Origin of the sequence: Streptomyces roseoviridis (assembly GCF_039535235.1) — a bacterium.
GTDB lineage: Bacteria > Actinomycetota > Actinomycetes > Streptomycetales > Streptomycetaceae > Streptomyces > Streptomyces roseoviridis.
In genome coordinates this window covers 2,406,653-2,432,712 of sequence record NZ_BAAAWU010000001.1, presented here as the reverse complement: position 1 = coordinate 2,432,712, position 26,060 = coordinate 2,406,653, and the positions used below count along the sequence as shown (strand labels likewise).

Annotated in this window: 19 protein-coding genes; 9 read left to right on the top strand and 10 right to left on the bottom strand. The window is 73.4% G+C overall.

The window, feature by feature from the left end; genetic code table 11:
* The first annotated feature begins 50 nt into the window (after positions 1-50).
* Positions 51-1,346 (top strand): aKG-HExxH-type peptide beta-hydroxylase, encoded by a 1,296-nt coding sequence (locus tag ABD954_RS10710; protein WP_345485679.1) that lies wholly within the window; start codon positions 51-53, stop codon positions 1,344-1,346.
* Positions 1,347-1,414: 68 nt separating this feature from the next.
* Positions 1,415-4,441, top strand: a complete 3,027-nt coding sequence (gene fxsT, locus ABD954_RS10705; protein ID WP_345492082.1) for an FxSxx-COOH system tetratricopeptide repeat protein — start codon at positions 1,415-1,417, stop codon at positions 4,439-4,441.
* Positions 4,442-4,532: 91 nt separating this feature from the next.
* Here fxsT and ABD954_RS10700 read toward each other — a convergent pair whose 3' ends face one another.
* From ABD954_RS10700 to ABD954_RS10675, 6 genes are all read right to left on the bottom strand, one after another.
* Positions 4,533-8,336 (bottom strand): multifunctional oxoglutarate decarboxylase/oxoglutarate dehydrogenase thiamine pyrophosphate-binding subunit/dihydrolipoyllysine-residue succinyltransferase subunit, encoded by a 3,804-nt coding sequence (locus ABD954_RS10700; protein WP_345485678.1) that lies wholly within the window; start codon positions 8,334-8,336, stop codon positions 4,533-4,535.
* Between the two features lie 290 nt (positions 8,337-8,626).
* Entirely contained in the window at positions 8,627-9,730 is a 1,104-nt protein-coding gene (locus ABD954_RS10695) for a HAMP domain-containing sensor histidine kinase (RefSeq protein WP_345485677.1), read from the bottom strand.
* A 17-nt stretch (positions 9,731-9,747) separates the two neighbouring features.
* On the bottom strand, positions 9,748-10,485 hold the full coding sequence (locus tag ABD954_RS10690) for a response regulator transcription factor (RefSeq protein ID WP_345485676.1): 738 nt from the start codon (positions 10,483-10,485) through the stop codon (positions 9,748-9,750).
* A gap of 72 nt (positions 10,486-10,557) precedes the next feature.
* A complete protein-coding gene (locus ABD954_RS10685; protein ID WP_345485675.1) occupies positions 10,558-11,229 on the bottom strand; it encodes a spermidine synthase family protein in 672 nt (223 codons plus the stop codon).
* A 146-nt stretch (positions 11,230-11,375) separates the two neighbouring features.
* Complete coding sequence (locus ABD954_RS10680; protein ID WP_345485674.1) at positions 11,376-11,915, bottom strand: hypothetical protein; 540 nt, start codon at positions 11,913-11,915, stop codon at positions 11,376-11,378.
* A gap of 45 nt (positions 11,916-11,960) precedes the next feature.
* A complete protein-coding gene (locus ABD954_RS10675; protein WP_345485673.1) occupies positions 11,961-12,596 on the bottom strand; it encodes a GNAT family N-acetyltransferase in 636 nt (211 codons plus the stop codon).
* Positions 12,597-12,726: 130 nt separating this feature from the next.
* Here ABD954_RS10675 and lon point away from each other — a divergent pair, with 130 nt between their 5' ends.
* Complete coding sequence (gene lon / locus ABD954_RS10670; protein ID WP_345485671.1) at positions 12,727-15,138, top strand: endopeptidase La; 2,412 nt, start codon at positions 12,727-12,729, stop codon at positions 15,136-15,138.
* 64 nt (positions 15,139-15,202) lie between these two features.
* Here lon and ABD954_RS10665 read toward each other — a convergent pair whose 3' ends face one another.
* Positions 15,203-16,354 carry a carboxylate-amine ligase gene (locus ABD954_RS10665; protein WP_345485670.1) on the bottom strand — a complete coding sequence of 384 codons (1,152 nt, stop codon included), beginning with the start codon at positions 16,352-16,354 and terminating at the stop codon, positions 15,203-15,205.
* A gap of 185 nt (positions 16,355-16,539) precedes the next feature.
* Between ABD954_RS10665 and ABD954_RS10660 the strand changes: the two genes are divergently transcribed.
* Entirely contained in the window at positions 16,540-17,112 is a 573-nt protein-coding gene (locus ABD954_RS10660) for a DUF4240 domain-containing protein (protein ID WP_345485669.1), read from the top strand.
* A gap of 87 nt (positions 17,113-17,199) precedes the next feature.
* On the opposite strand, the gene ABD954_RS10655 is transcribed toward ABD954_RS10660, so the two are convergent.
* Together ABD954_RS10655 and ABD954_RS10650 are read right to left on the bottom strand one after the other, a co-directional pair.
* Entirely contained in the window at positions 17,200-18,066 is an 867-nt protein-coding gene (locus tag ABD954_RS10655) for a lytic polysaccharide monooxygenase auxiliary activity family 9 protein (RefSeq protein ID WP_345485668.1), read from the bottom strand.
* A 226-nt stretch (positions 18,067-18,292) separates the two neighbouring features.
* Positions 18,293-19,132 carry a lysozyme gene (locus ABD954_RS10650; protein ID WP_345485666.1) on the bottom strand — a complete coding sequence of 280 codons (840 nt, stop codon included), beginning with the start codon at positions 19,130-19,132 and terminating at the stop codon, positions 18,293-18,295.
* A 224-nt stretch (positions 19,133-19,356) separates the two neighbouring features.
* Between ABD954_RS10650 and ABD954_RS10645 the strand changes: the two genes are divergently transcribed.
* Complete coding sequence (locus ABD954_RS10645) at positions 19,357-19,842, top strand: MarR family winged helix-turn-helix transcriptional regulator (protein WP_345485663.1); 486 nt, start codon at positions 19,357-19,359, stop codon at positions 19,840-19,842.
* A gap of 80 nt (positions 19,843-19,922) precedes the next feature.
* Here ABD954_RS10645 and ABD954_RS10640 read toward each other — a convergent pair whose 3' ends face one another.
* A complete protein-coding gene (locus ABD954_RS10640) occupies positions 19,923-20,714 on the bottom strand; it encodes a protein phosphatase 2C domain-containing protein (RefSeq protein ID WP_345485662.1) in 792 nt (263 codons plus the stop codon).
* Positions 20,715-21,099: 385 nt separating this feature from the next.
* Between ABD954_RS10640 and ABD954_RS10635 the strand changes: the two genes are divergently transcribed.
* Genes ABD954_RS10635 through ABD954_RS10620 form a run of 4 tightly spaced genes read left to right on the top strand, consistent with a single transcriptional unit; the run spans position 21,100 to position 26,039 of the window.
* Positions 21,100-24,495, top strand: coding sequence for a sensor histidine kinase (locus ABD954_RS10635; RefSeq protein WP_382745875.1), 3,396 nt, complete (start codon positions 21,100-21,102; stop codon positions 24,493-24,495).
* The gene (locus tag ABD954_RS10630; protein ID WP_345485658.1) at positions 24,492-24,983 is read left to right on the top strand and encodes a roadblock/LC7 domain-containing protein; all 492 of its coding nucleotides are present in this window, start codon (positions 24,492-24,494) and stop codon (positions 24,981-24,983) included. Before ABD954_RS10635 ends, ABD954_RS10630 begins: the two co-directional genes overlap by 4 nt.
* A complete protein-coding gene (locus ABD954_RS10625) occupies positions 24,980-25,393 on the top strand; it encodes a DUF742 domain-containing protein (protein ID WP_345485657.1) in 414 nt (137 codons plus the stop codon). Before ABD954_RS10630 ends, ABD954_RS10625 begins: the two co-directional genes overlap by 4 nt.
* The gene (locus tag ABD954_RS10620) at positions 25,374-26,039 is read left to right on the top strand and encodes a GTP-binding protein (RefSeq protein ID WP_345485656.1); all 666 of its coding nucleotides are present in this window, start codon (positions 25,374-25,376) and stop codon (positions 26,037-26,039) included. The genes ABD954_RS10625 and ABD954_RS10620 overlap by 20 nt, the downstream gene beginning before the upstream one ends.
* The last annotated feature ends 21 nt before the right edge of the window (positions 26,040-26,060 follow it).

The following is a 26,060-nucleotide window of genomic DNA, read 5'->3' as shown; positions in this document are numbered from 1 at the left end:
AGATGCCCGTCGGCTGCCGATGGTCCACGAAGGCGGGGAGGGATCCGCGCGTGAACGCCCCGTCCCCGTCCCCCTTCCCGTCCCTGTCCGCGGCCGTCTTCGCGCGACTGGCCCGGACCCGTCCCGACCCCGCCGGACTCACCCTCCTCGGATCCGCCCTGCACACCCGGCGACTGCTCCTCCTCAAGGCGCTCCTGGTCCGGGTCCAACGGCAGCGCGGATCCGTCGACCCCGCGGCCCTGGGGCGTTTCGAGCGCTCCTGGGCCCTGCTCGAACGGGCCGAGACGCTGCGCCCCGCCGTGGTCCGCGACGTCCTCGACTACCCGTCGACCGGTGTCTGGCTGGCCGCCGCGCTCGCCGAGCCCGCGGGACCCGGCTTCGACCGGCTGCTCGCCCGCCTCGACGCCCTCGCGCTCACCGCGGCACTGCGCTGCGGCGGCGCCCTCGACCTGACCGTCGAGACCCCGGACGGCCTGCTCTCCTTACCGGGCGTGGGCCGGCTGCGGGTGGCCGCCGAACGGGTCCGGTTCGGCGCGGACGACGGAACCGTACGGGTCCACCCCGACGGCTCCCGCCGCCCGGTCCCCGCCGGCCTGACCCTGGTCGACCGGGTGCGCGGCGTCCTCGCCGGCCACGGGCCCGGCTGGAGCGCGGTGCGCCGGCTGCCCCGCGGCGGCGCCCGCCTGGACGACCTCGACCCGTACCGGGTGCCGGCCGGCGCCGGCGGCGCCTCCGTCGGCACCGCGGCCGACCACGCCGACACCGACCACCCCGCCTGGTCCGCCCGCTGGCGCTCCGCCCGGGAACTGCTGCTGCGCACCGACCCGGGCCGGGCGGCCGAGGTCGCCCGGGCCGTCTCGGTGGTCGTCCCGCTCGTCCGGCGCGGCCCGAGGCACCTGGGCGCCACCCTGAGCGCCGCGCCCGGAGCCGTACTGACCTCGCTGCCCGCCGAGGCACAGGGCATGGCCGAAACGCTCGTGCACGAACTGCACCACAGCAAACTGGCCACGCTCCACGAACTCGTACCGCTCTACGGGCCCGGGCGGGAGGCCCTGCACCGCGTCGGCTGGCGGCCCGACCCGCGCCCCGTCGCGGGCGTGCTGCACGGCGCCTACGCCCATCTGGCGCTCGCCGACCTGTGGCGGCGCGCGGTCACCGCCGACGGCGTACCGAGGTCCTGGCGGTCCGGTGCCGGGCAGCAGTTCGACGACATCCACGATCAGGTGGGCGAAGCGCTGGCGATCCTGCTTGAATCCGATGAACTGACTGCCGAGGGGCGGGAGTTCGCGGACCAAATGAGGCAGCATCATGCGAGCCTCGGCGCGACTCCCCTCGCGGCTGGGTAACACTGTGCCCACGGCACATGACAGTGCGTCGCGTGCGGGAGCGGGAGCGGGACGGGAGGCACGACAAGATGGCGGAACAGCGGTCGGGCGGTGCGGTGGGCCACGGAGCCGGGAGTGCGTCGCCGGGGCACGTCCTCGTGGTCTTCCCCGGCTACCACCGCCCCTGGGCGACCTGGATCAACCAGCGGCTCGACGCCCACGGCGTGCGCGCCAGCCTCCAGCGCTGGGACCCGCCGCGCGAGGTGCCCCTGGAGGACTCCCTCGGCGACCTGCTGCTCGCCCGGGGGCAGGTGCTGCTCGTCCTGGACGACTGGTTCTTCCAGCTCGGCCCGCGGCAGTCCGGCGAGTGGAACGACGTGCTGCGCGGCTTCGTCGCCGCCCACGCCGAGCGGTTCGCCGCCGTCAACCTCACCAACCGGACCCTGCTCCCGGCCACCGCCGTCCTCGAACCCGTCAGCCTGTGGGGCGTCGGCGAGGAGGAGGCCGAGGCCCGGCTGCTCAGCCGGCTCGGCATCGACCCGGGGCGCACCACGGGGCGCCGGCTGCCCGCCGGGGCCCTCGTCCGCTTCCCGGACACGCCCCCCGAGGTCTGGGGCGAGGTCCCCCGCCGCAATCCCCGCTTCACCGGCCGCGACGACCTGCTGACCGAGCTCCAGGAACGGCTCATGGACGCCGAGCGCGGCAACGCCGCCTGCACCCTCCTCGGCATGTCCGGCATCGGCAAGACGCAGATCGCCGCCGAGTACGCCCACCGCTTCAGCTCCGACTACGACGTCGTGTGGTGGGTCAGCTCCGACGACCGCAACGTCCAGCGCGACCGCTTCGGCGAGCTCGCCACCCAGCTGGGCCTCACCACCGGAAACGAGCCCGGCGAACGCATCCGCGCCGTCCGCGAGGCCCTGCGCCGCGGCACCCCGCACTCCCGCTGGCTCGTCGTCTTCGACGGCTGGGACGACACCGACGGCGCGGGCGTGATGCTGCCGCAGGGCCCCGGACACGTCCTCATCACCTCCCGCAACCGCGGCTGGGTCGACCACACCGACATCCTGGAGATCCCCGGCTTCGACCGGGCCGAGTCCACCGGCTACCTCATGCGGCGCGCCCCGCACATCACCGCGCCCGAGGCCGACGAGGTCGCCGCCGAGTTCGGCGACGTACCGCTGCCGCTCGTCCAGGCCGCCGCCTGGCTCGGCGAGTCCCGCATGGAGGTCTCCGAGTACCTGCGGATGGTCCGGGACGGACGCATCTCCGCCGTGGACGAGCCCTCCGGCGGCGACGGCATCCCCCACGCCTCCCTGACCTCCTGGTCGATACTGATCAACCGGCTCCGGCGCTCCCAGCCGCAGGCCATCGACGTGCTCAGCCTGTGCGCCTCCTTCGCCCCCGGCCGCATCCCGCTCGGCGTCGTCCGCGCCTACCCGCAGGCCGAGCTCCCCGAGGACCTGCGCTGGATGGTCACCGACCTGGCCGCCTGGTCCCGCGCCCTGGACACGCTGGTCAACTACTCGGTGCTCAGCCGCGAGTCCCGCGGCCCCGTCGCCGGTGGCGAGATGGGTCCCCACCAGGAGTCCGTGCACATGCACCGGCTCGTCCACGACATCGTGTCCCGGCTCACCGACGGCGAACACCGCGCGGCCCACCGCAAGGCGGTCCGGACCCTGCTCGCCGAGGCCGACCCCGGCAACCCCCTGGACAGCCGCACCTGGCCCCGCTACGCCGAACTCCTGCCGCACCTGGAACCCTCAGGCGCCCTCGCCAGCCGGAACCCCCGCGTCCAGACCGCCGTGCTCAACTGCCTGCGCTACTGCTTCCGCAGCGGCGAGTTCAAGGCCGGCGTCCGGCTCGCCGAGAGGATCCGCGAGAACTGGTCCACCTTCATGGACCCGGTGAGCCCCGAGATGCAGGAGCTCACCAACCAGGAGAGCAACATCCTGCGCCGCCACGGGCGCTTCCGCGACGCCTACCAGCTCGACCTCGCCCTGCGCGCCCGCCTCGACGAGGCGCCGAACCCCGACCCGCTCGGCTCCCTGCGCTCGGCCGTCTCCATCGCCAGCGACCTGCGCTACCTCGGCCAGTACCAGGAATCGGAGCGGATGCAGCGCGAGGTCCTCGCCGACGCCCAGCGCCTCCTCGGCGAGAACGAGTTCCTCACCCTCGTCGCCGGCAACAACCTCGGCATCTCACTGCGCCTGCTCGGACGCTACAAGGAGGCGTACGAGCAGGACATCGCCTCCCTCGCCCGCGCGGAGAGCGTCCTCGGCGCCCTGCACTCGCAGACCCTCACCATCGGCAACAACGTCGCCCACGACCTGCGCCTGCTCGGCCACTACCGCGAGGCCCTCGCCCGCCAGGAGGCCGGCGTCCGCGTCCACGTGCGGATCCTGGGGCCCCAGCACCTCCAGACCCTGTACGCCCGGACCCAGCTGGCCCTGTGCCGGCGCCGCGAGGGCGGCTTCCAGCAGGACCTCGGCGCCACCATGGCCAGTCTGCTCGAACAACTGGAGCAGGTGCACGGCCGCGGCCACTACGTGACGCTGTCCTCCATCAACAACTACGCCAACTTCCTGCGCGAACACGGCGACCTCGACCACGCCCGCGAGCTCAGCCACGAGGCCGAGGCCGGCTACCGGGCCCTGCTCGGCCCCGCCCACCCCGTCGCCACCGGCGTCCTCGCCAACACCGCGCTCGTCCTCCAGGCGTCCGGCCAGCGCGCCGACGCCCTCGCCATCCTGGAGGCAGCGCTCGCCGGCCTGACCGCCTCCCTCGGACCCGACCACCCCTGGGTCCTCGGCTGCGCCCTCAACGCCAGTGCCGCCCGCAACTTCAACGGCCGGGTGGCCGACGCCGCCGAGCTCAGCCGCGACACCCTGCGCCGGGCCCGCCACACCCTCGGCAACGAGCACCCCCTCACCCTCTCCTGCCAGGTGGCGCTCGCGACCGACCTGCGCGGCCTCCGGGAGAACGAGGAGGCGAGCAAGCTGGAGGAGGACGCCCTGCTCACCCTCACCCGCACGCTGGGCGCCCAGCACCCGCACACCCTGTCGGCGCGCCAGCGCAACCGCCCGTACTGGGACTTCGAGGCCAACCTGGGCTGAGCCCCCGTACCGGCGCCGGACAGGCCGGAGGCCCGGCACCCGAAGAGGGGTGCCGGGCCTCCGGCCGTACGCCGTGTCCTTCGCCGCCCGGTCAGGCGTCGAAGACCTCCGCGACCAGCTGAGCCTGCTCGGCCTGGTGACGCTTGGCCGAACCGACCGCCGGGGACGAGGAGTGCGGGCGGGAGATCCGGCGCAGGCGCTCGCCCGCCGGGATGTCCGCGCCGACCGCCAGGTCCAGGTGGTCGATCAGGTTGAGCGCGATGAACGGCCAGGCACCCTGGTTCGCCGGCTCCTCCTGCGCCCACAGGTACTTCTCGGCGTTCGGGTACTTGGAGATCTCGGCCTGGAGCTCCGCACCCGGCAGCGGGTACAGGCGCTCCACGCGGATGATCGCCGTGTCCGTGACGCCGCGCTTGACCCGCTCGGCCTCCAGGTCGTAGTAGACCTTGCCCGCGCAGAAGACGACCTTGCGGACGTCGGCCGGGTTGACCGACGAGTCGCCGATCACCGGGCGGAAGCCGCCGGTGGTGAACTCCTCGATCTTCGACGCCGCGGCCTTCAGACGCAGCATCGACTTCGGGGTGAAGACGATGAGCGGCTTGTGGTGCGGGTTGTGCACCTGCCAGCGCAGAAGGTGGAAGTAGTTCGACGGCAGCGTCGGCATGGCGACCGTCATGTTGTCCTGCGCGCACATCTGGAGGAAGCGCTCCGGGCGGGCGGACGAGTGGTCCGGGCCCTGGCCCTCGTAGCCGTGCGGCAGCAGCAGCGTGACGCCCGAGGTCTGGCCCCACTTCTGCTCGGCCGAGGAGATGAACTCGTCGACGACGGTCTGCGCGCCGTTGACGAAGTCACCGAACTGGGCCTCCCAGATCACCAGGGAGTCCGGGCGGGCCAGCGAGTAGCCGTACTCGAAGCCCATCGCCGCGTACTCGCTGAGCAGCGAGTCGTAGACGTTGAAGTGGGCCTGCTCGTCGGTCAGGTAGAGCAGCGGGGTGTAGTCCTCGCCGGTCTCCTGGTCCACCAGCACCGCGTGGCGCTGGCCGAAGGTGCCGCGGCGGGAGTCCTGGCCCGACAGGCGGACCGGGGTGCCCTCCATCAGCAGCGAGCCGATGGCGAGGGTCTCGCCGAAGCCCCAGTCGATGGTGCCGTCGTCGATCGAGGCCGCGCGGCGCTGCAGCTGCGGCAGCAGACGCGGGTGGACCGTGATCCGCTCCGGGATGTTGACCTGCGACTCGGCGATCCGCTTGACGACCTCCGCGGAGACCGCGGTGGTGACGGCGACCGGGAACTCGGGCTGGGCGTCCGGGACGTGCGCCGGCGCCGGGGCCGAGGTGGCCTCGCGGACCTCCGCGAACACCTTCTCCAGCTGGCCCTGGAAGTCCTGGAGCGCCTGCTCCGCCTCCTCCAGGGTGATGTCGCCGCGACCGATCAGCGACTCGGTGTACAGCTTGCGCACCGAACGCTTCTTGTCGATCAGGGTGTACATCTGCGGGTTGGTGAACTGCGGGTTGTCGCCCTCGTTGTGACCGCGGCGGCGGTAGCAGATGAGGTCGATGACGACGTCCTTGTTGAACGTCTGGCGGAACTCGAAGGCGAGCCGCGCCACCCGGACGCACGCCTCCGGGTCGTCGCCGTTCACGTGGAAGATCGGCGCCTCGATCATGCGGGCCACGTCCGTCGCGTACATGGAGGAACGCGAGGACTCGGGGGCCGCGGTGAAGCCGACCTGGTTGTTGATGACGATGTGGACCGTGCCGCCGGTGCGGTAGCCGCGCAGCTGCGACATGTTGAGCGTCTCGGCCACGACGCCCTGGCCGGCGAAGGCCGCGTCACCGTGCAGGGCGACCGGCAGGACGGTGAAGTCCGTGCCGCCCTTGTTGATGACGTCCTGCTTGGCGCGGGCGACGCCCTCCAGGACCGGGTCGACCGCCTCCAGGTGGGAGGGGTTGGCGACCAGCGACACCTTGATCTGCTCGCCGTCGAGGCCCGTGAAGGTGCCCTCGGCGCCCAGGTGGTACTTCACGTCGCCGGAGCCGTGCATGGACTTCGGGTCGAGGTTGCCCTCGAACTCGCGGAAGATCTGCGCGTACGACTTGCCGACGATGTTCGCGAGGACGTTCAGGCGGCCGCGGTGGGCCATGCCGATGACGACCTCGTCCAGGCGGGACTCCGCCGCGGAGTCGATGACCGCGTCGAGCAGCGGGATGACGGACTCGCCGCCCTCCAGCGAGAAGCGCTTCTGGCCGACGTACTTGGTCTGCAGGAAGGTCTCGAAGGCCTCCGCCGCGTTCAGCCGGCGCAGGATGCGCAGCTGCTCCTCGCGCTCCACGCGGGCGTGCGGGCGCTCCACGCGGTCCTGGATCCACTTGCGCTGCTTCGGGTCCTGGATGTGCATGAACTCGATGCCGGTGGTGCGGCAGTACGAGTCGCGGAGCACGCCGAGGATGTCGCGGAGCTTCATCATCGACTTGCCGGCGAAGCCGCCGACCGCGAACTCGCGCTCCAGGTCCCACAGGGTGAGGCCGTGCTCGGTGATGTCCAGGTCGGGGTGCTTGCGCTGCTTGTACTCCAGCGGGTCGGTGTCGGCCATGACGTGGCCGCGGACCCGGTAGGAGTGGATCAGCTCGAAGACCCGGGCGGCCTTGGTGACGTCGTCGTCGTGCGAGGCGTCGATGTCCTTGAGCCAGCGGACCGGCTCGTAGGGGATCCGCAGCGACTTGAAGACGTCGTCGTAGAAGCCGTCCTCGCCGAGGAGGAGGTTCGAGACGATCCGCAGGAACTCGCCGGAGGCCGCGCCCTGGATGACCCGGTGGTCGTAGGTCGAGGTCAGGGTCATGACCTTGGAGATGCCCAGCTTGTTCAGGGTGTCCTGGGAGGTGCCCTGGAACTCGGCCGGGTAGTCCATGGAGCCGACGCCCATGATGACGGACTGACCGGGCATCAGACGCGGGACCGAGTGGACGGTGCCGAGGCCGCCGGGGTTGGTCAGGGAGACCGTGACGCCGGTGAAGTCCTCCATCGTCAGCTTGCCGACGCGGGCGCGCTTGACGATGTCCTCGTAGGCCTGCCAGAACTCGAAGAAGTTCAGGGTCTCGGCCTTCTTGATGCCGGCGACGACGAGCTGGCGGTCGCCGTTGGGCTTCACCAGGTCGATGGCCAGACCGAAGTTCACGTGCTCCGGCTTGACCAGGGTCGGCTTGCCGTCCTTCTCCGCGTAGGACCAGTTCATCGACGGCATGGCCTTGATGGCCTGCACCATCGCGTAGCCGATGAGGTGGGTGAAGGAGATCTTCCCGCCCCGGGCGCGCTTCAGGTGGTTGTTGATGACGATCCGGTTGTCGAAGAGCAGCTTCACCGGGACGGCGCGGACGGACGTGGCCGTCGGCATCTCCAGCGAGGCGTTCATGTTCTTCGCGACCGCGGCGGCCGGGCCGCGCAGGGTGATCAGCTCGGGGCCCGCGGGGGCCTCGGCCTTGGGGGCCTCGGCGGCCTTGGGCTTGGCCGGGGCGGCGGGAGCCGGGGCCGCGGCGGCGGCCGGCTTCGCGGGAGCGGGCGCCGGAGCGGCGGGGGCCGGGGCGGCGGCCGGAGCGGCCGGGGCGGGTACGGCCGCCGGAGCGGCAGGCGCGGCCTGTGCGGGGCCCGCCTGCGGCGCGGCGGGCGCGCTCGGGGTGGTCGGGGTGGCTACAGCCGGGGCGGCCGGGGTCTCCGACGCTCCGGGCTTGTAGTCGGCGAAGAAGTCCCACCAGGCACGATCGACCGAATTCGGGTCCTGGAGGTACTGCTGGTAGATCTCGTCGACGAGCCACTCATTGGCACCGAAGGCGGTCGCAGGGGACTGACCCTGCCCGTCTTGGTCGGTCGGGGAGCTCGGGGTACTGGGGGACTGAGACGACACGGCGGCAACCGCCCTCTTCCGCTTCACAAGGTGATGGACAGCGGAAATAAAGGCTACGCCTCCCTGGCCTGGAGGTGCAGGCCGGGCACTCCAACGTCGCGCAAGTCACACTTGACGAGGTGTTTCGGTGCCGTGAATGGCGGGAAACAAGCGTGGTTCCGGTTCTGTCAGGGTACGGAGAACCGCGGCTACGGCCGTCCTCGGCCGCACCCCTGACCTGCTCCCGCGCGTATGTCGTACGGGCTCGTACACGTACACGCAGAACGCGAGCTTCCGGTTCGAACCCTACGTCAATCCCGCGAAGGGAGACTGCCCGGAAGAGTGAGTCTGATGCGGCAGCCGCGTGATGATTCGGCCACTCCGATGTGGCCACCGTGCAGATCCACCGCCCAGCGGGCGATCGCGAGGCCCAGACCGGTGCCGCCGTCGCTGCCCGGACCCTGCTGGGCCGGGACCGTGCCCCGGTTGAACCGCTCGAAGACCTTGTGCCGCTCCGCCTCCGGAATGCCGGGACCCTCGTCCTCGACCTCCAGCTCCAGCGAGTCCGGACACGGCCCGCGCCGTGCCCGCACCGTCACCCGCCCGTGCGGCGGCGAGTGCTTCACCGCGTTGTCGATCAGGTTCGCCATCACCTGGTGCAGCCGCTCCGCGTCCGCGTGCGCGGTCAGCTCCGGCGGCGACACGTCCAGGTGCAGATGGACGTCGGTGCGGTTGTGCAGCCCCGAGGTGGAGGACAGGCCCCGCTGGGAGGCCGCGAGGTTCGCCTCGCGCAGCACGCCCGACAGGTACGGCCAGACCTCGAAGCGGCGCCGCTTGAGCGTGACGACACCGTTGTCGAGCCGTGACAGGTCGAGCAGCGTCTCCACGAGCCGTCCCAGCCGCTCGGTCTGCTTCAGGGCCGTCCGCATGGTCTCCGGATCGGCCTCGGAGACCCCGTCCACGACGTTCTCCAGGACCGCGCGCAGCGCGGCGATCGGCGTGCGCAGCTCGTGCGAGACGTTCGCGACCAGCTCCTTGCGGTGCCGGTCCACCGCCTCCAGGTCGTCCGCCATGCGGTTGATCGTGGAGGCCAGGTCGCCCAGCTCGTCACGGCGGTCCGCGCCGCGCACCCGGCGGCTGAAGTCACCGCGCGAGATGGAGCCGGCCACCGTGTTCATCTCGTCCAGCGGGGCCGTCAGGGACTGCGCCACGAACTGGGTGATCAGCAGGGTCGCGATCATCGCGAAGATCGTGATGTACCGGAACTCGGTCGAGGTCCGGATCGCCACCAGGGCCAGACCCGAGGTCAGCAGGACCGCCCCGACGACGAGCGCGCCGAGCTTGGTCTTGATCGAGATCACTATCCGCCGGCGCGGCCGGTCCCGGCGGCCGGTGCGCGGGCCCCGACGGCTCACGGCACGCCCCCGCCGGCTCACGGCGCGGGGGTCTCCAGCGCGTACCCCACGCCGTGGACCGTGCGGATGCGCTCGGCCCCGATCTTCCGGCGCAGCGCCTTGATGTGGCTGTCCACGGTGCGGGTGCCGGAGGCGTCCGCCCAGTCCCACACCTCGGCGAGCAGCTGCTCGCGGGAGAGCACCGCGCGCGGGGTGTTCGCCAGGCAGACCAGCAGGTCGAACTCGGTCGGGGTCAGGTGGACGTCCTCCGCCCTCACCCGCACCCGGCGCTGCGCGTGGTCGATCTCCAGCTCGCCGAGCCGCAGGATGCCGCTGCGCGGGGTCACCGCCGCCAGCGCGGCCCGCTCCACCCGGCGCAGCAGCACGTGCACCCGGGCGGCCAGCTCGCGCATCGAGAACGGCTTCGTCATGTAGTCGTCGGCGCCGACCCCGAGTCCGACCAGCATGTCCGTCTCGTCATCCCGTGCGGTGAGCATCAGGACCGGGACCGGACGCTGGGCCTGCACCCGGCGGCACACCTCCAGGCCGTCGAAGCCGGGCAGCATCACGTCGAGCACCATCAGGTCCGGCTGCCACGCCTCGGCGGCGTCCACGGCGGCCGGGCCGTCGGTCGCGGTCTGCACCAGGAAGCCCTCGGCGCGCAGCCGCGCGGAGATGGCCTCGACGATCGTCGCGTCGTCCTCGACGACAAGGACGCGCCGCTGGGCCCCCGGAGTGGCCGCCGCACCGTGGTGAGTGGTGTGTGTCTGCTCCATTGCCCCGCCTCGCGTCGCCGATGTCGGTGCAGCAGCCTAGAGGCACCCGTGGCGTCAAGGCTACGCAGGTGATCAGGCGGGCCGGACGGCGAGGTGGACCACGTCGGGGACGCCCCGGGCAACGGGGACCTCTTCCGTCCGTACCCCGCTGAATCCGGCATTCCGCAACGACTCTTCGAAATCGGCGGAGGGCCGGGCCGACCACACCGCGAGGATTCCGCCCGGGTTGAGCCGGGCCGCGCAGGCCGCCAAACCCTCGGCGGAGTAAAGGGATTGGTTGTCCTCGGTGACCGTCCAGTCGGGCCCGTTGTCGATGTCGAGGCACAGCGCGTCGTAGGTGTCGGGGGAGGTGCGGACGTGCGTGACGAGGTCCGTGTGCAGGATCACGGTCCTCGGATCGGCCAGCGCCGCGCCCGAGATGGCGGCGAGCGGGCCCTCCCGGTGCCAGTCGATGATCGCCTCCTCACGCTCGGCGACGACGATCCGGCCCCAGCGGGGGTCGGCGGCCGCGTGCGCGAGCGAGAAGCCGACCCCCAGGCCGCCGACGAGGACGGCGGCGCGGCCGTGCCGGCTCTCGGGCAGGGCCGCGAGCGCCGCGTCGACGAGCAGCCGCTCGGAGCGGCCGTCGGAGGTGTCCATCAGGAACGTGCCGTTGGCGATGATCTCGTAGTGCGCGTCGCGCTGCCGCAGGACGACTTCTCCGTACGGGCCCTCGCGCCGGTCGAGGGTGACGGGGCTGGTCATGCTCACTCCGTGGCTCGATGTGTACGTGTCTGGTCCCGGCCATCCTGGGCGTGCGCGGGCGGCCGGGACAAACGCTCAACGAGCGGTGCGGGCCGGACGAGCCCGGGGGTCCGCACGGATCGGCCGGCGCGCCGCGGGCGGGGCCGTCAGGGCGCGGTGGGCGGGCCGCCCCCGGGGAGGGCGTCGAGGACGCGCTGGAGGGCCGGCGGGCGGTTCTCGCCGTCCTGCGTGACCACGAGCCGGTGGTCGTGGGTCAGGTGGTACGTGAAGCCGTCGGCCACCGGCGCCCCCGTCGGGCGGGCCGGGACCCGGGCGTAGGCCGGGTCCTCCAGGGCGGCGCGGAGGGCTGCGGTCTCGGCGGCGGTCATCCGGCCGTCGCGGGCGGGCCCGGTGCCGGAGCGGACGGTGTAGCCGCCGTCGTGGTGCACGACCAGCTTGTTGACGACCCCCGCGAGGCCGCCGTTGACGACGACCTCGACGAGGACCTCCTGAGGGGCCGGATCGTTTCTGCCCCCGGTGGCGGTGGCGGTGGCGGGCCCGCTCGGAACGGGCGGGATGCTCAGGGTGGTGCTCGGCTTGTCGCCCGGTGCCGTCGGCGCCGGCCCGCCGCACCCGGCCACGGCCACGGCGGCGGCGACCACGGCCGCCAGTGCGGCCCCCCTCCCGTACCGCTGCGCGTACTCCATGAGCCGAGCATGCCGCTCGCCCGGTCACGGCGCAGCAGGAACGACTCAACCGGTGCGGACGACTCCGGTCAGCGGGCCCCTGTAGCGCCAGTCGAGCGAGCCGTACAGCGCCATCCCGTCCGTGGTGGCCGAGAGGACGCCGGTCCTCGCGCCGGCCTGTGCGGCGGCCGCCTCCAGGGTGCGCATCACGTTGGCGCCGAGGCCGCGGCGCCGGTGGGCTGGGTCCGTCTCGATCTGGTCGGCGACGGCGGTCGCGCCGGTCGGCGCGATCTGGCCCCGGGCGGCCAGGGTGCCGTCGGGGGCGAGGATCCGGACCCGGATGACGCCGTCGTGGGTCTCCGTCGTCCGCGCGTACCCCTCGGGGGGCGCGGGCCGGGCGGACGGGTCGAGGGTCTTGGTCATCATGAAGCCGGGGTCGTCCGGGATCGTCCAGCCCTCGGTGATCCACGGCGCCACCTCCTCGGGGGTCGCCATCACCTTGAGCCAGGCGTACGGCTCGGTGACGTCGGCGCACAGCTTCCCGACGGACACCGCGTCCGGGTGCGGCAGGACGTGCCGGAACGGATGCCGGGGCAGCCCCACGTCGATCCGGTAGCCCCAGGGCGCGACGACGGCGGCGGGGGTGCCCCGGGAGACGGTCCAGCCGGCCACCCAGGCTGCTGTAATGGCTGCAATATCCATGAGGGCATTACATCGGCCGTTCACGGTGCGGGGGAGCCTGATCGCTCAGAGCGAACAGATGGTGGGGAACATTCGGCGGCGCAGGTGCATTGAGTCCATACAGCTCAACTTGACTGCCGAAGGGGAGATCATGGCTTCTGAGTCCATGGCGTCCGTGCCGCTCACTCTGCCTGTGCTGCCGCTCGACGACGAGGTCGTGCTGCCCGGAATGGTGGTGCCGCTGGACCTGTCCGACAACGACGTGCGGGCCGCGGTCGAGGCCGCCCAGGCCGCCGCGCGCGGAGGGAACGGAAAGCCCCGGGTGCTCCTGGTGCCCCGGGTCGACGGCACCTACGCCGGGACCGGCGTCCTCGGCACCGTCGAGCAGGTCGGCCGGCTGTCCGACGGCGACCCGGGCGCGCTCATCCGCGGCCTCGGCCGCGTGCGCATCGGCGCCGGCACCACCGGACCCGGCGCCGCCCTGTGGGTCGAGGGCACCGTGGTCGAGGAGACCGTGCCCGACCCGCTGCCCGGCGCCGTGACCGAACTCGTCAAGGAGTACAAGGCGCTGGCCACCACCTGGCTGAAGAAGCGCGGCGCCTGGCAGGTCGTCGACCGCGTCCAGCAGATCGAGGGCGTCGGCGCCCTCGCCGACAACTCCGGGTACTCGCCCTTCCTCACCGTCGAGCAGAAGGTCGCGCTCCTGGAGACCGCCGACCCCGTCGCCCGCCTCAAGCTCGCCACCACCCAGCTGCGCGACCACCTCGCCGAGCAGGACGTCGCCGAGACCATCGCCAAGGACGTCCAGGAGGGCGTCGACAAGCAGCAGCGCGAGTTCCTGCTGCGCCGCCAGCTCGAAGCCGTCCGCAAGGAGCTGCGCGAGCTCAACGGCGAGAGCGAGGGCGACGAGTCCGACGACTACCGCGCCCGCGTCGAGGCCGCCGACCTGCCCGAGAAGGTCCGCGAGGCGGCCCTCAAGGAGGTCGAGAAGCTGGAGCGGGCGAGCGACCAGTCGCCCGAGGGCTCCTGGATCCGCACCTGGCTCGACACCGTCCTCGAACTGCCGTGGAACGAGCGGACCGAGGACCAGTACGACATCCAGGGCGCCAAGGCCGTCCTCGACGCCGAACACGCGGGCCTGGAGGACGTGAAGGAGCGCATCACCGAATACCTGGCGGTGCGCAAGCGGCGCGCCGAACGCGGCCTCGGCGTGGTCGGCGGCCGGCGCGGCGGCGCCGTGCTCGCCCTGGTCGGCCCGCCCGGCGTCGGCAAGACCTCGCTCGGCGAGAGCGTGGCCCACGCGATGGGGCGGAAGTTCGTCCGGGTCGCGCTCGGCGGCGTACGGGACGAGGCGGAGATCCGCGGCCACCGGCGCACCTACGTCGGCGCCCTGCCCGGCCGGATCGTCCGCGCGATCAAGGAGGCCGGGTCCATGAACCCCGTCGTCCTCCTCGACGAGATCGACAAGGTCGGCTCAGACTTCCGGGGCGACCCGGCGGCGGCGCTCCTGGAGGTCCTCGACCCCGCGCAGAACCACACCTTCCGCGACCACTACCTGGAGGTCGAACTCGACCTCAGCGACGTCGTCTTCCTCGCGACCGCCAACGTCCTGGAGGCCATCCCCGAGGCGCTGCTCGACCGCATGGAGCTGGTCCGGCTCGACGGCTACACCGAGGACGAGAAGATCGTCATCGCCCGTGACCACCTGCTGCCCCGGCAGCTGGAGCGCGCCGGTCTGGAGACCGGCGAGGTCGTCCTGGAGGAGGCCGCGCTGCGCCGGCTCGCCGGCGAGTACACCCGCGAGGCGGGCGTCCGCACCCTGGAACGCTCGATCGCGCGGCTCCTGCGCAAGGTGGCCGCGCAGAGCGAGACGGGCGAGCGGGAGCTCCCGTTCACCATCGGTCCCGACGACCTGCGCGGGCTGATCGGCCGCCCGCACCACGTGCCCGAGTCGGCCCAGGACCCGGCCGAGCGGCGCACCTCGGTGCCGGGCGTGGCGACCGGGCTCGCGGTGACCGGGGCCGGTGGTGACGTGCTCTTCGTCGAGGCGTCGCTCGCCGACCCGGAGACGGGCGCGGCCGGGCTCACGCTCACCGGCCAGCTGGGCGACGTGATGAAGGAGTCCGCGCAGATCGCCCTGTCCTTCCTCCGCTCGCACGGCGCGGAGCTGGAACTGCCCGTCACCGGTCTGAAGGACCGCGGCGTGCACATCCACTTCCCCGCCGGCGCGGTCCCCAAGGACGGCCCCAGCGCCGGCATCACGATGACGACCGCCCTGGCCTCGCTGCTGTCGGGCCGGCTCGTCCGTACGGACGTCGCCATGACCGGCGAGGTCTCCCTGACCGGGCGGGTGCTGCCGATCGGCGGTGTGAAGCAGAAGCTGCTCGCCGCGCACCGCGCGGGCATCACCACCGTCGTGATCCCCAAGCGGAACGAGGCCGACCTGGACGACGTCCCGGCCGAGATCCTGGACAAGCTGGAGGTCCACCCGGTGACGGACGTCCGGCAGGTCCTGGAGATCGCCCTCACCCCGGCCGAGGTCGCGGTGGGCGCGGCGGCCTGACGCCCCTCGCTCCGTCCCCGTGGTGGGGCGCCCTCCTCGCGGAGGGCGCCCCACCGCCGCCGTCTCAGGCCGGGGCGGTGTGGCGCACCGCCTCGGCGACCACCGAGGCCAGGTCCTTGTCCCGGTCGTAGGCGGCCCGCTGCAGGTCCGCCCCGGTGCCCCGGGACAGCAGCAGCTCGACGCCGCGCACCGCCCGGTCCCGATCGCCGGTGGCCTCCAGGGCCGGGGTGACGTGGTCGAGCAGGGCCCCCAGGACGTCCGCCGCCGGGGCCGGGCGCCAGGTCCGAGGGTGCAGCAGCGCGTCCCCGAGGCCGTGCCTGCTGGCCCGCCAGGACGCCAGCCGCAGCACGGCGGTCGGCACGGGGTCGGCGGCCACGCCGGCACGCCAGGCCCTGGCCTCCGTCTCCACCAGGGCGCGCACGAGGACGGCGAGGAGCACGGCGTCCTCGACGTGCCGGCACACGTCCCCGACCCGCACCTCCACCGTCGGGTAACTGCGGGACAGCCGGGCGTCGAAGTAGACCATGTGGTCGTCGACGAGGACCCCGCTCGCCAGCATCGCCCGCGTGGTCTCCTCGTACGCGGCCACGTCGCCGTACAGCTCGCTGGGCCCGCTCATCGGCCAGCGCGACCACAGCTGGTGGCGCCAGCTCGCGTACCCGGTGTCCCGGCCCTGCCAGTACGGCGAGTTGGCGCTGAGCGCGAGCAGCGGCGCGAGCCAGGGGCGGATCCGGTCGAGCACGCCCACGCCCTCCTCGGCGGAGGTCAGGTGGACGTGGACGTGGCAGGCGCAGGTGAGCTTGTCGTCGACGAGCCGCCCGAACCGGTCCTCGATGCGGCGGTAGCGCTCGTCGGGGCTGAGCAGCGGCTCGAAGCGCACCGGCGCGGTCGCGAGGGCCGCCACGGCCACCCCCGCCTCCTTGGCGGCGGCCGCCGCCGCCAGCCTCGCCTGCCGCAGCTGCGCGTCGAGTTCGTCGGCGTCCGCGCAGGGCCGGGTGGCGATCTCCAGCATCTCCCGGTACAGCTCCGTCTTCGCCGGCTCCACCCGGTCGGACCGGGGCAGGAGATCGGCGTGCCAGGCGGTGATCCCGGCGACGGTGCCCGCGAGCGGCTGCGGGAGACCGGTTCCGGGATCGACGACGAGCAGTTCCTCCTCCACTCCGAGCGTGCGCGGCCCTTCTCCCCGGTGGTAGGTCCACGGCGGCTCCTGACGCATGGAGAGCACTCCTTCACGGTCGGACGACGGTGCGCTGACGGCCGTTCGAACAGAGCTTTCCTGAACCTTGTCCACGGAAGCACCCACTCCCACCCGTCCTGGTGCGGATGGCGCGAATTCGACACCCGAAGGGACGCCGCGACCGCGCCGCGGCCGGTGTCAGTGGGGCCTGCGATGCTGCCGGCATGGACGAGAGGGCCTTCTGGGCGCTGATGGGAGGGCTCCGCGACCGGCCGGGCCGCCGGGAGGAGCGGCTGGACTGGCTGAGGGAGGAGCTGACGCGCGCTTCGTTCGCGGGCTGCGCGGGTTTCCAGGTGCAGCTGGAGCAGGCGTGTCACCGGGCCTACCGCTCTCCGGTGTGGTCCGCCGCCGAGCGGATCCTCGGTGGCTGGTGCTCCGACGACTCGTTCCACTACTTCCGGCTGTGGCTGGTGGCCCTGGGGCGCGAGGTCTTCGAAGAGGCCCTGATGCGTCCCGACTCCCTGGCCGGGGTACCGGAGGTCCGGCGGCTGGCCGGCCGGAGCCGGTCCTCCTGGTGCGAGACGGAGGAGTGGCCGGACTGGGAGGACCTGGACTACGTGGCCGTGGAGGCGTACGGAGCACTCGCCGGCGGGAGCCAGGCGTTCCACGAGCTGGTGACGAACGGGCACGGCGACCGTCTGCCGGACCCGGAGGCACCGCCGTACGAAGAGCCTCTGGAGGCGGACGACCTGCCCCGGCTCGCCGCGCTGTTCCCGGTGAGACCGCCGAGCGTTTGACCGCGGCGCAGGGGGAGGGGGCCGGTCCGCGTGTCACGCCAGGGGCACCCGGTGCGGGCGCCCCCTGGCGTGCGCGGTCGGCGGGGGTCAGTTCTCGCCGCGGCGGCGGGTCAGGAGCAGGCTGCCCGCGCCGAAGGCGGCCAGGGCTCCGGCGCCCGCGAGGGCGAGCGGGAGGGGGGAGGCGGGGCCGGCGGCCGTGTCGGCGGAGAGGGCGGGTGCGGCCTCGTCGCCGCCGTGGCCGGCGTGGCTGACCGTCGAGAGCGCGGCGCCGTCCGCGAGCTGGGCCTCGGTCGGGGCCTCGGCCCCGGTCGCCGTACCGCCGCCGAAGGTGACGTCGGAGCAGCTGTAGAAGGCTTCGGGGCTGTCGCTGCGCTGCCACACCATGTAGACGACGTGGCGGCCGGTGCGGGCCGGGAGGGTGCCGGAGAAGGCGTAGTGCCCGTCGGTCGCGGTGCGGGTGGTGGTGTGGACGGCGACCGGGGTGGTGTCCAGGTCGGACCACTTCAGCGGCCGGGTCGGGTCGAAGCCCTGCTTGGTGAGGTACATCGTCATGGTGCCGGCGTGCGGGGCGGTGACCCGGACCTTGAAGCCGAAGGCGCCGGGGGCGACGGCCGTGGCGGGCCAGTCGGTGCGGGCCCAGTCGAGGGCGCGGTACTTCTCGCGGTTGGCCGAGCACAGCTTGCCGTCCGGGATGAGGGCCCGGTGGTTGCCGTCGGCGTTGGCGATGTTGACCTCGTTCCAGTCGTAGAGCGGCTGGGTGCCCGAGTCGGCGACGAGGTCCTTGCAGACCGGGGAATCGGGGGACTCCGGCCCCTCCGCGTAACAGGCCGCGACCCGGCTGACCGGGTTGAACACGGCACCGTGGGCCTGGGCGGCGGTGGGGGTGAGGGCGGTGAGCGCCGCGGCCGACAGGAGGGCGGCGAGGGCGGCTGGGGTGCGGCGGCGGGACGGCATGCGGCGGCTCTCTCTCGTGCGTGGGGAGGACGGGACGAGCAACGTGCTGACCGCGCAGGGGTGTTGGCCCTGCGCGGTGCCGCCCCGAGGGTCGCATTGGTCCATACCAATACGCAAGCCTCCCGGGTGTGCCGCACACCCGGGAGGCTTGCCGCGCCCCCGCCGGTCGCGCCCGGCGCGGTCGCGTGGGCCGCCGTTCGCGACCGGCGGCGTCCGCCCGAGCCCGTCAGCCGTTCGCCAGCGCCTGGACGCGCGACAGGTCGCCGTTGAAGTGGTTGTGGTCGCCGACGATCGGGCCGGTCGACGTGTACTGCCACATCGTGTAGTAGCTCCAGCCGGCCGGGAGCTCGCCGACCGTAGACGCGTACCGCGCGATCCACAGCGGGTTGGTGGTGGCGAAGCCGCCGTAGTTGCCCGTGCACTGCTTCCACCAGCTGGTCGCGGTGTAGATCACCGGGTCGCGGCCGGTCCGGTACTTGTAGCGGTTCACGAAGTCCCGGATCCAGGCGACCATCCCCGACTGCGTCTTGCCGTAGCAGGTCGCGCCGTACGGGTTCCACTCGATGTCGAGGGCGCCCGGAAGCGTCTTGCCGTCCTTGGACCAGCCGCCGCCGTTGTTCACGAAGTAGTCGGCCTGCGCGGCCCCGGTCGTCGTGTCGGGCGTCGCGAAGTGGTACGTGCCGCGGATCATGCCCACGTTGTACGAGCCGTTGTACTGCTGCGTGAAGTAGGTGTTCTTGTAGTACGTGCCTTCCGTCGCCTTCACGTAGGCCCACCGCACGCCGCTGTTCCACAGCGCCGGCCAGTCCACGTTCCCCTGGTGGCTGGAGACGTCGACGCCCTCGGTCTGGGTGGCCTGGATCGAGATGCCGCCGGGCTTGCCGCCCTGGCCGTCGTGCGCGATCACGCCCATGCCCATGTAGGCGGAGCCGCGGGCCGGGACCTGCCGGGTGCCCGGGTCGTCCTGGGCGGCGCTGGCGGTGCCGGAGAGCGTGAGGGGGAGGAGGAGCGCCAGGGCCGCGAGGGCGGCGCCGGCGAGGGACGTTCCGGATCTGTGCACACGCATTGCGTGCCTCCGAAAGGCTCGGTGGGGGGAGAGCGGGTCGCATGTCCTGGTGTGGACATGTCAGGCGAGGTCGCCGGGCACGACGCTACGCACGTAGACCCCCGGGCGGAAGAGGGTCCGGATGCCGCCGTTGGTCTACGCCTGCGAAATACTGAAGGAGCTGCGGCGATGGCCGCGCGAGGACGAAACTTTCAGCGAGCGGAAAGCGCGCGAAGGGTGCTGACGTGCACGGAAGCGGTACGGGCGGTGAAGCCCAGCCCACGAACGGGAGTGGTGTGGACCAGGAATTCCTCGCCCTGGAACGCGAACTGGCGGTCTTCCTGCGCCGCGCCCGCGCCCAGTCCGGCGAAATGGCCCGCGAGGTCCACCCCGAACTCGAGCCCGCCGCCTACGGACTCTTCGTGCGCCTCGACGAGGCGGGCCCCCAGCGCGCCACCGACCTGGCCGGCTACTTCGGCGTCGGCAAGGCCACGATGAGCCGCCAGCTGCGCGCCCTGGAGGAGCTCGGCCTGGTCGCCCGCGACCCGGACCCCGCCGACGGCCGCGCCTCCCTCGTCCGCCTCACCGAGGAGGGCCAGGGCCGCTTCCGCCACGTCCGCGACGCCCGCCGCGAGCGGTACGTGCGCAAGCTCGCCGGCTGGGACCGCGCCGAGGTGGCGGAACTGGCCCGGCTGCTCCACCACTTCAACGTACGGGCGGCGGAGGGCTGAGGGGCGGCCGTGGGCCCGGCTCCCCCGGCACCCACGAGCACCCCGGCGAGCGCCCCGGCCCCGGAGGAGAACCGAGCCACTCAGAGAACGGCGTACACGGCCGTCGCGTCGTCGTGGCGCTTCCGGCGGCGGACCGCGCCGCCCGGGGCGGGGGCGGCGTCCGCCGACTCCAGGGCCCGCACCCGCCGGAGCAGGCCGCGCGGACCCTCCGCGTCGAGGACGTCGAACAGGTCCGCCCACGTGCCCTGCCCGAACACGTCCACCCAGCGGGTCGCCCCGTCGGTGAGGGCCGCCACGGCGCGGACCGCCGTCCTCGGGGTCGTACCGGTGACGGCCAGGGCGGCCACGGAGGGGTCGGCGGCGGCCGTGAAGAAGCCGCCCTCCCGGTTGCGCAGCCGGTCGGTCGCCTCCAGGGAGCGCAGGATCTCGACCGGGACGCGGCCGAGCCGGTCGTCGAGGACCGCCCGTACCGATCCGTCCGGGGCCCGCAGGAGCAGGGCCGCGTCGGACAGCACGAGGTGCTCCACCACCGTCCCGTCCCAGCGCGCCAGGGCCACCGTCGCCTGCGGAGTGCGGACGTGAGAAAGGTCACAGCTGTCGCGGTGCGCGTCCGCGGTGCGCCGGATTGCCAGCGACAGGATCTCCGGCAGCGTCAGATCCGGTCGGGAAACGGACAGTTCAGTCAAAGCGCCACCCAGTCGGGCCGTGAACCACGGCACGCCGTGCACACAACCGTCCGGGCCCGCCGGCGGCGTCACCCCGTCCAGGACCACCACCACGCCCCCCGCTCCCGAGGCGGGCAGGGCCGCGGCCAGCCAGTCCTCGTTGGGCCGTTCGGCACTGCCGGGCAGGGTCGCCGCTTCCGTACGCATGATCCACAGTCTGCCCCGCGCCCGCCCCGCCCGCATCGCTCCTTCACAACGCCTCCAAACACCCGAATCCGGTCTGTACCAACCGGGCGCGCACGCGGTGAAGCGCCGGAACCACGGGCTCCGGCGAGCTGCGGGCGGGCATCCTGCCAAAGGCCGCGCGGAAGATCCAACCGGGGGTAAGCCCGGCGCCCCGGCGGCCACCATGGAGAGTTGTTCGCCAACTCATGAGTGTTGTTCACTCGTTCGGGTGGCGGAGCGGCCGATGTGAGTCCCCTGACCAGAACCGCTGAAATGGTCGGAAGACACACCAGGGGTGGGGGCTCTTACATGTGACCGGTCGTCACCTCTGCTTCATGGGCGGGACGAGTCAAGGATGCGAGCACCGGTGCAGAAGAAGCGGCCTCGGAGCAACAACGGCGCGCGGAGCCAGACCCCCGGTGACCCGCAGACCCCCGGCGTGCCCGCGGAGCCCGCTGTCACGGGCCGGGCCAAGCGGGTCCGCAGCCGGCTCGTGGCCGGAGTCGCCCTGGTCGGCGTGACCGTGCTCGCCGCCGGCGCCCCCGCGATCCTCACCGCCTCCGGCGACCTCGACGAGACCGTACGCCTGGTCTCCCTCGCCGAACTCGACCGGCAGGCCGTCACGCTCGCCCACTCCCTCTCCGACGAGCGCGACGAGGTCGTCGCCTACATCGCCGCGGGCCGCGAGGACCAGCCCGGCGAGCCGACCGGAAACGACGCCGAGGGCCAGGACCAGGGCAGGGCCGACGGCCCGGACAGGCGCCAGGTCACCAGCGCCCGGTCCGCCCGCGTCGACCGCCAGATCGACGAGATCCGCGCCGACGCCCCCGCCGAGCTGCGCCGCGAGCTCGCCGCCGTACCCTCCATCCGCCGCACCGCCCTCACCGGCAAGGGCAGCGCCCTGGAGGCCCACCGGGCCTACACCGAGGTCATCGCCAAGCTCCAGGCCCTCGCCGACCGGCTCGCCGAGCAGACCCCGGCCCGCGCCGCCGAGGCCGTCCGGGCCCCCGCCGCCCTCGGCCGCGCCACCGAGCAGGCGTCCGCCGCACGCGGCCTGCTCCTCGCCGCCCTCGCCGTGCCCCGGCCCGAGTCCACCGGCGCTACCCGCTACGACCCCGCCACCGGCACCTACGTCACCGTCCAGCCCGACGGCGCCGAGGAGGCCGAGCGGGTCAGGAACGCGCTGACCGCCGCCGCCCAGCAGGCCCGCGTCCGCGAACTCGCCGCACTCGCCGACTTCGACCAGTCCGCCGCCGAGCCCGCGCGCGACTCCCTGGCCGCCACCGTCACCGGCCCCGACGTCAAGAGCGCCGAGCGCTACCTCGGCCGCCTCACCGACCGGCCCGAACTCTCCCAGTCCGAGCTCGACACCGACCCCGCCAAGCTGGACGCCGCGCTCTCCGCCCGCATCGAGCAGATGCGGGGCGTCGAGTCCGCCCTCGCCGCCCAGCGCGCCGAGCGGTTCGCCGAACTCCGCCAGGACGACGTCACCGCGCTCGAACTGCGCCTCGCCCTCCTCGGCGGCTGCCTCGTCGTCGCCGTCGGCATCTCCACGTACGTGGCCCGCAGCCTCACCCGGCCGCTCGCCGTGCTCCGCATCGGCGCCGCCCGGCTCGCCGCCGCGCCCGAGCCGCACGCCGAGGAACCGGTCCGCTTCACCGGCCGCAACGACGAGTTCGCCCAGGTCGTACGGTCCCTCAACACCCTTCAGGGCCGGCTCTCCGCCCTCGCCGCGCGGGCCGAACAGCTCGACGGCGAGCGCGCCGAGGTGGCCGAGGCCCGTGACGCACTCGCCGCCGAGCTCGCCGCCCAGCGCGCCGAACTCCAGGGCCAGACCGCCCGGCTCACCGCCGAGCTCGAACGGCTCCGCGGCAGCGTCCGGCACACCTTCGTCAACCTCTCCCTGCGCAGCCTCGGCCTCGTCGAGCGGCAGCTCGGCGTCATCGAGAAGCTGGAGGAGCGCGAGCAGGACCCCGACCGGCTCGCCACCCTCTTCAAGCTCGACCACATGGCGACCGTCATGCGCCGCCACAGCGAGAACCTCCTCGTCCTGGCCGGCCACGAGCACCACCACGGCCACCCCGGCCCGGTCCCGCTCGTCGACGTGCTGCGCGCCGCCGTCAGCGAGATCGAGCGGTACGAGCGGGTCAGCATCCAGTCGCTGCCGCCGCACGCCCAGGTCGCCGGGTTCGCCGCGGACGACCTCAGCCACCTGGTCGCCGAACTCCTGGAGAACGCCACCTCCTTCTCGCCGCCCGACTCCCACGTCCAGCTGTCCGGCTGGCTCCTGGAGTCCGGCGAGATCATGCTCTCGGTCCAGGACGGCGGCATCGGCATCGCCCCCGCCCGGCTCGCCGAGCTCAACGCCCGCCTGGCCGACCCCGAGATCACCGACACCGAGGGCGAGGGCCTCGGCATCCGCGTCACCGCGCTGCTCGCCGCCCGGCACGGCGTACGGGTGGAGCTGCGCGAGCAGAAGCAGGGCGGCGTGGCGGCCGTCGTGGTCCTGCCGCCGGCCCTGCTGCCCACGGCCCCGCCGGCCACCGCCGTCCCGCCGACTGTCACGGCCCCGGGCGCCACCCCGCCCCCCGTCCTTCACCTCCCCGGCTCCGCCGCCGAGGCCAACTCCAACACCCTCCCCTCCCGCCACCGCGACCCCCTGGTCGAGGCGGCGGAACGGGCCGTCGCACAGGCGGAGGCGGGGGCGCCCGCGGCGGCCGAAGGCCGGAGCGACGCCGACGCCGGGCCTGCCGATCCGGCTCCCGCGACGGAGCCGGACCACCCGTCGGCGGACCCGCGGCCCGAGCCCGAGCCCGAGGACGGGCACGACGCCCAGGGGCAGCACGCCGCCACGGCGCCCGGCCCGGCGGCGGTACGGCCCGGGACCGAGGGCGCGACCGAGCCGGCCTCCGCGGCGGACGCAGAGCGCCCCGCCGATCCGGACCGTACCGGCGAGCCGACCTCCGCTCCCGGCCCGGCCGCGCCGGAAGCCACCACACCCGCTGCCGGACCGGAGCACGCGCACGCCGCCCCGTCCGCCGCGGACGAGCCGACGCCCGCGGCCGGCGTCGACCGGACCCACGCCGACCCGTCGCACGGCCCCGCGCCCGCACCGGGGCAGGCGGCCAGCACGCCCGTATCCGCGCCCGGGGCCGACCGGACCCACGCCGACCCGTCGCACGGCCCCGCGCCCGCACCGGGGCAGGCGGCCGGCATGCCCGTATCCGCGCCCGCGGTCGACCGGACCCTCGCCGACCCGTCGCACGGCCACGCGCCCGCATCCGCGCCCGGCCCGGTCTCCGGCGTCGAGCCCGCGACCGATCCGGCGCACGCCGACGCGCCCGCGTCCCCGCCCCGCGGCGCCGGCGGCGTCCCCGGGCCCCGGGAGTCCCTCGCCGAGACCACGATGCAGGTGCGGCTGCCCGAGCCGCCGGTCGAACCGGAGGCGCACGGGCGGGCCGAGGAGGAGCCGCCGCGCGAGGAGGAGGCGGCCGGGCCGCGGCCCGGGCAGTGGGAACGGGTCACGGACAAGGGGCTGCCCAAGCGGACGCCGCGGATAGTGCGTCAGGCCACCGCCCCCACCACGCCCATACGGCGCGGCGGCGTGGACGCCGAGGCGCTGCGCAGGCGGCTCGGCGGCTTCCAGCGAGGAGCGGAGGACGGCCGCCGCGACGTGGCCGCCGAGATCCGCGCCGCACGGACCGCAAGGACCGCACGTACCGAGGAGAACACGGGGGACACAGTCGAGGAGGCACGCAGTTGACTGCGACCGGAACATTCGGACTGAGCAGTGAGGCCCGCAACCTGCAATGGCTGCTGGGCAACCTGGTCGAGGAGGTGCCGGGGGTCCGCTCCGTCGCCGTCGTCTCCTCCGACGGGCTGCTCCTGCTGTCGTCGGACCCGGACGCCCAGACCGGGACGTCCGAGGCCGACCGGACCGCCGGCCCCCGTGGCTCCAGCGCCGACCTCGCCACCATCGTCTCGGGCATCGGCAGCCTCACCGTGGGCGCCGCCCGGCTGATGGACGGCGGCGGGGTCAAGCAGACCATGGTCGCGATGGAGGAGGGCAGCGTCTTCGTCATGTCGATCAGCGACGGCTCGCTGCTCGGCGTGCACGCCGCGCCCGACTGCGACATGAGCGTCATCGCGTACCACATGGCGCTCTTCGTCGGCCGTGCCGGCCACGTCCTGACGCCCGAACTCCGCAGCGAACTGGCCAAGTCCGCCTCGTCCGCGGAGAGCGCCCAGTGACCGCCGCCGCTCACGCCCACGGCCTGCCGGTCCGGGGTGAGGGCCGCCGCCCTTCCCGGGTCCGCCCCTACTCCCTCACCGGCGGCCGCACCCGCTTCGGCCACGTCCTGCTCGTCGAGACCTTCGTGGCCGCGCTCGAGGCCGCCCCCACCCGCAAGGTCCTGACCGACGGCGGGCCCGCCGCGCGCGGCCTCATGCCGGAGATGCGGGCCATCGTCGAGGTCTGCCGCCGGATGCGGACGGTCGCGGAGATCTCGGCGCTCCTGAAGATGCCGTTGGGTGTCGTCCGGGTGCTGCTCAGCGACCTGGCCGACCAGGGAAAGATCCGCGTGTACGGGACCGGTCACAGCACCGGCCAGCCCGACCGCGCACTGCTCGAAAGGGTGCTGAGTGGACTCCGCCGTCTCTGAATCGCCGGTGATCGCCAAAATTCCCGCCCAGCCCGAGGCGGCGGATCCGGTCCCCGACCCCGAAGAGGGCGCCCAGGACTGGCAGCTGGACCACACCCGCGCCCCGATCGCCACCAAGGTCGTCGTCGCGGGCGGATTCGGCGTCGGCAAGACCACCTTCGTCCGCGCGGTCTCGGAGATCACCCCGCTCCAGACCGAGGCGCTGATGACGCAGGCGAGCGAGGAGACCGACGACCTCACCGCCACGCCGGACAAGCTGACCACCACCGTGGCGATGGACTTCGGCCGGATCACCCTCGACGACGACCTGGTGCTGTACGTCTTCGGCACGCCGGGCCAGCAGCGCTTCTGGTTCATGTGGGACGACCTGGTGCGCGGCGCGATCGGCGCGGTCGTGATGGCCGACACCCGCCGGCTGACCGACTGCTTCCCCGCGCTCGACTACTTCGAGAGCTGCCGCCTGCCGTACATCGTGGCCGTCAACCACTTCGAGGGCACCGAGCGCTTCGAGGTGGCGGACGTCCGGGAGGCCCTGACCGTCCCGCCGCACGTCCCCGTCCTGATCATGGACGCGCGCAAGCGGTACAGCGTGGTGGAGACGCTGCTGGCGATGGTCGAGCACGCCCTCGAAGCCACCCCCGAATAGTCCCTCCCCGAGCACACCCCC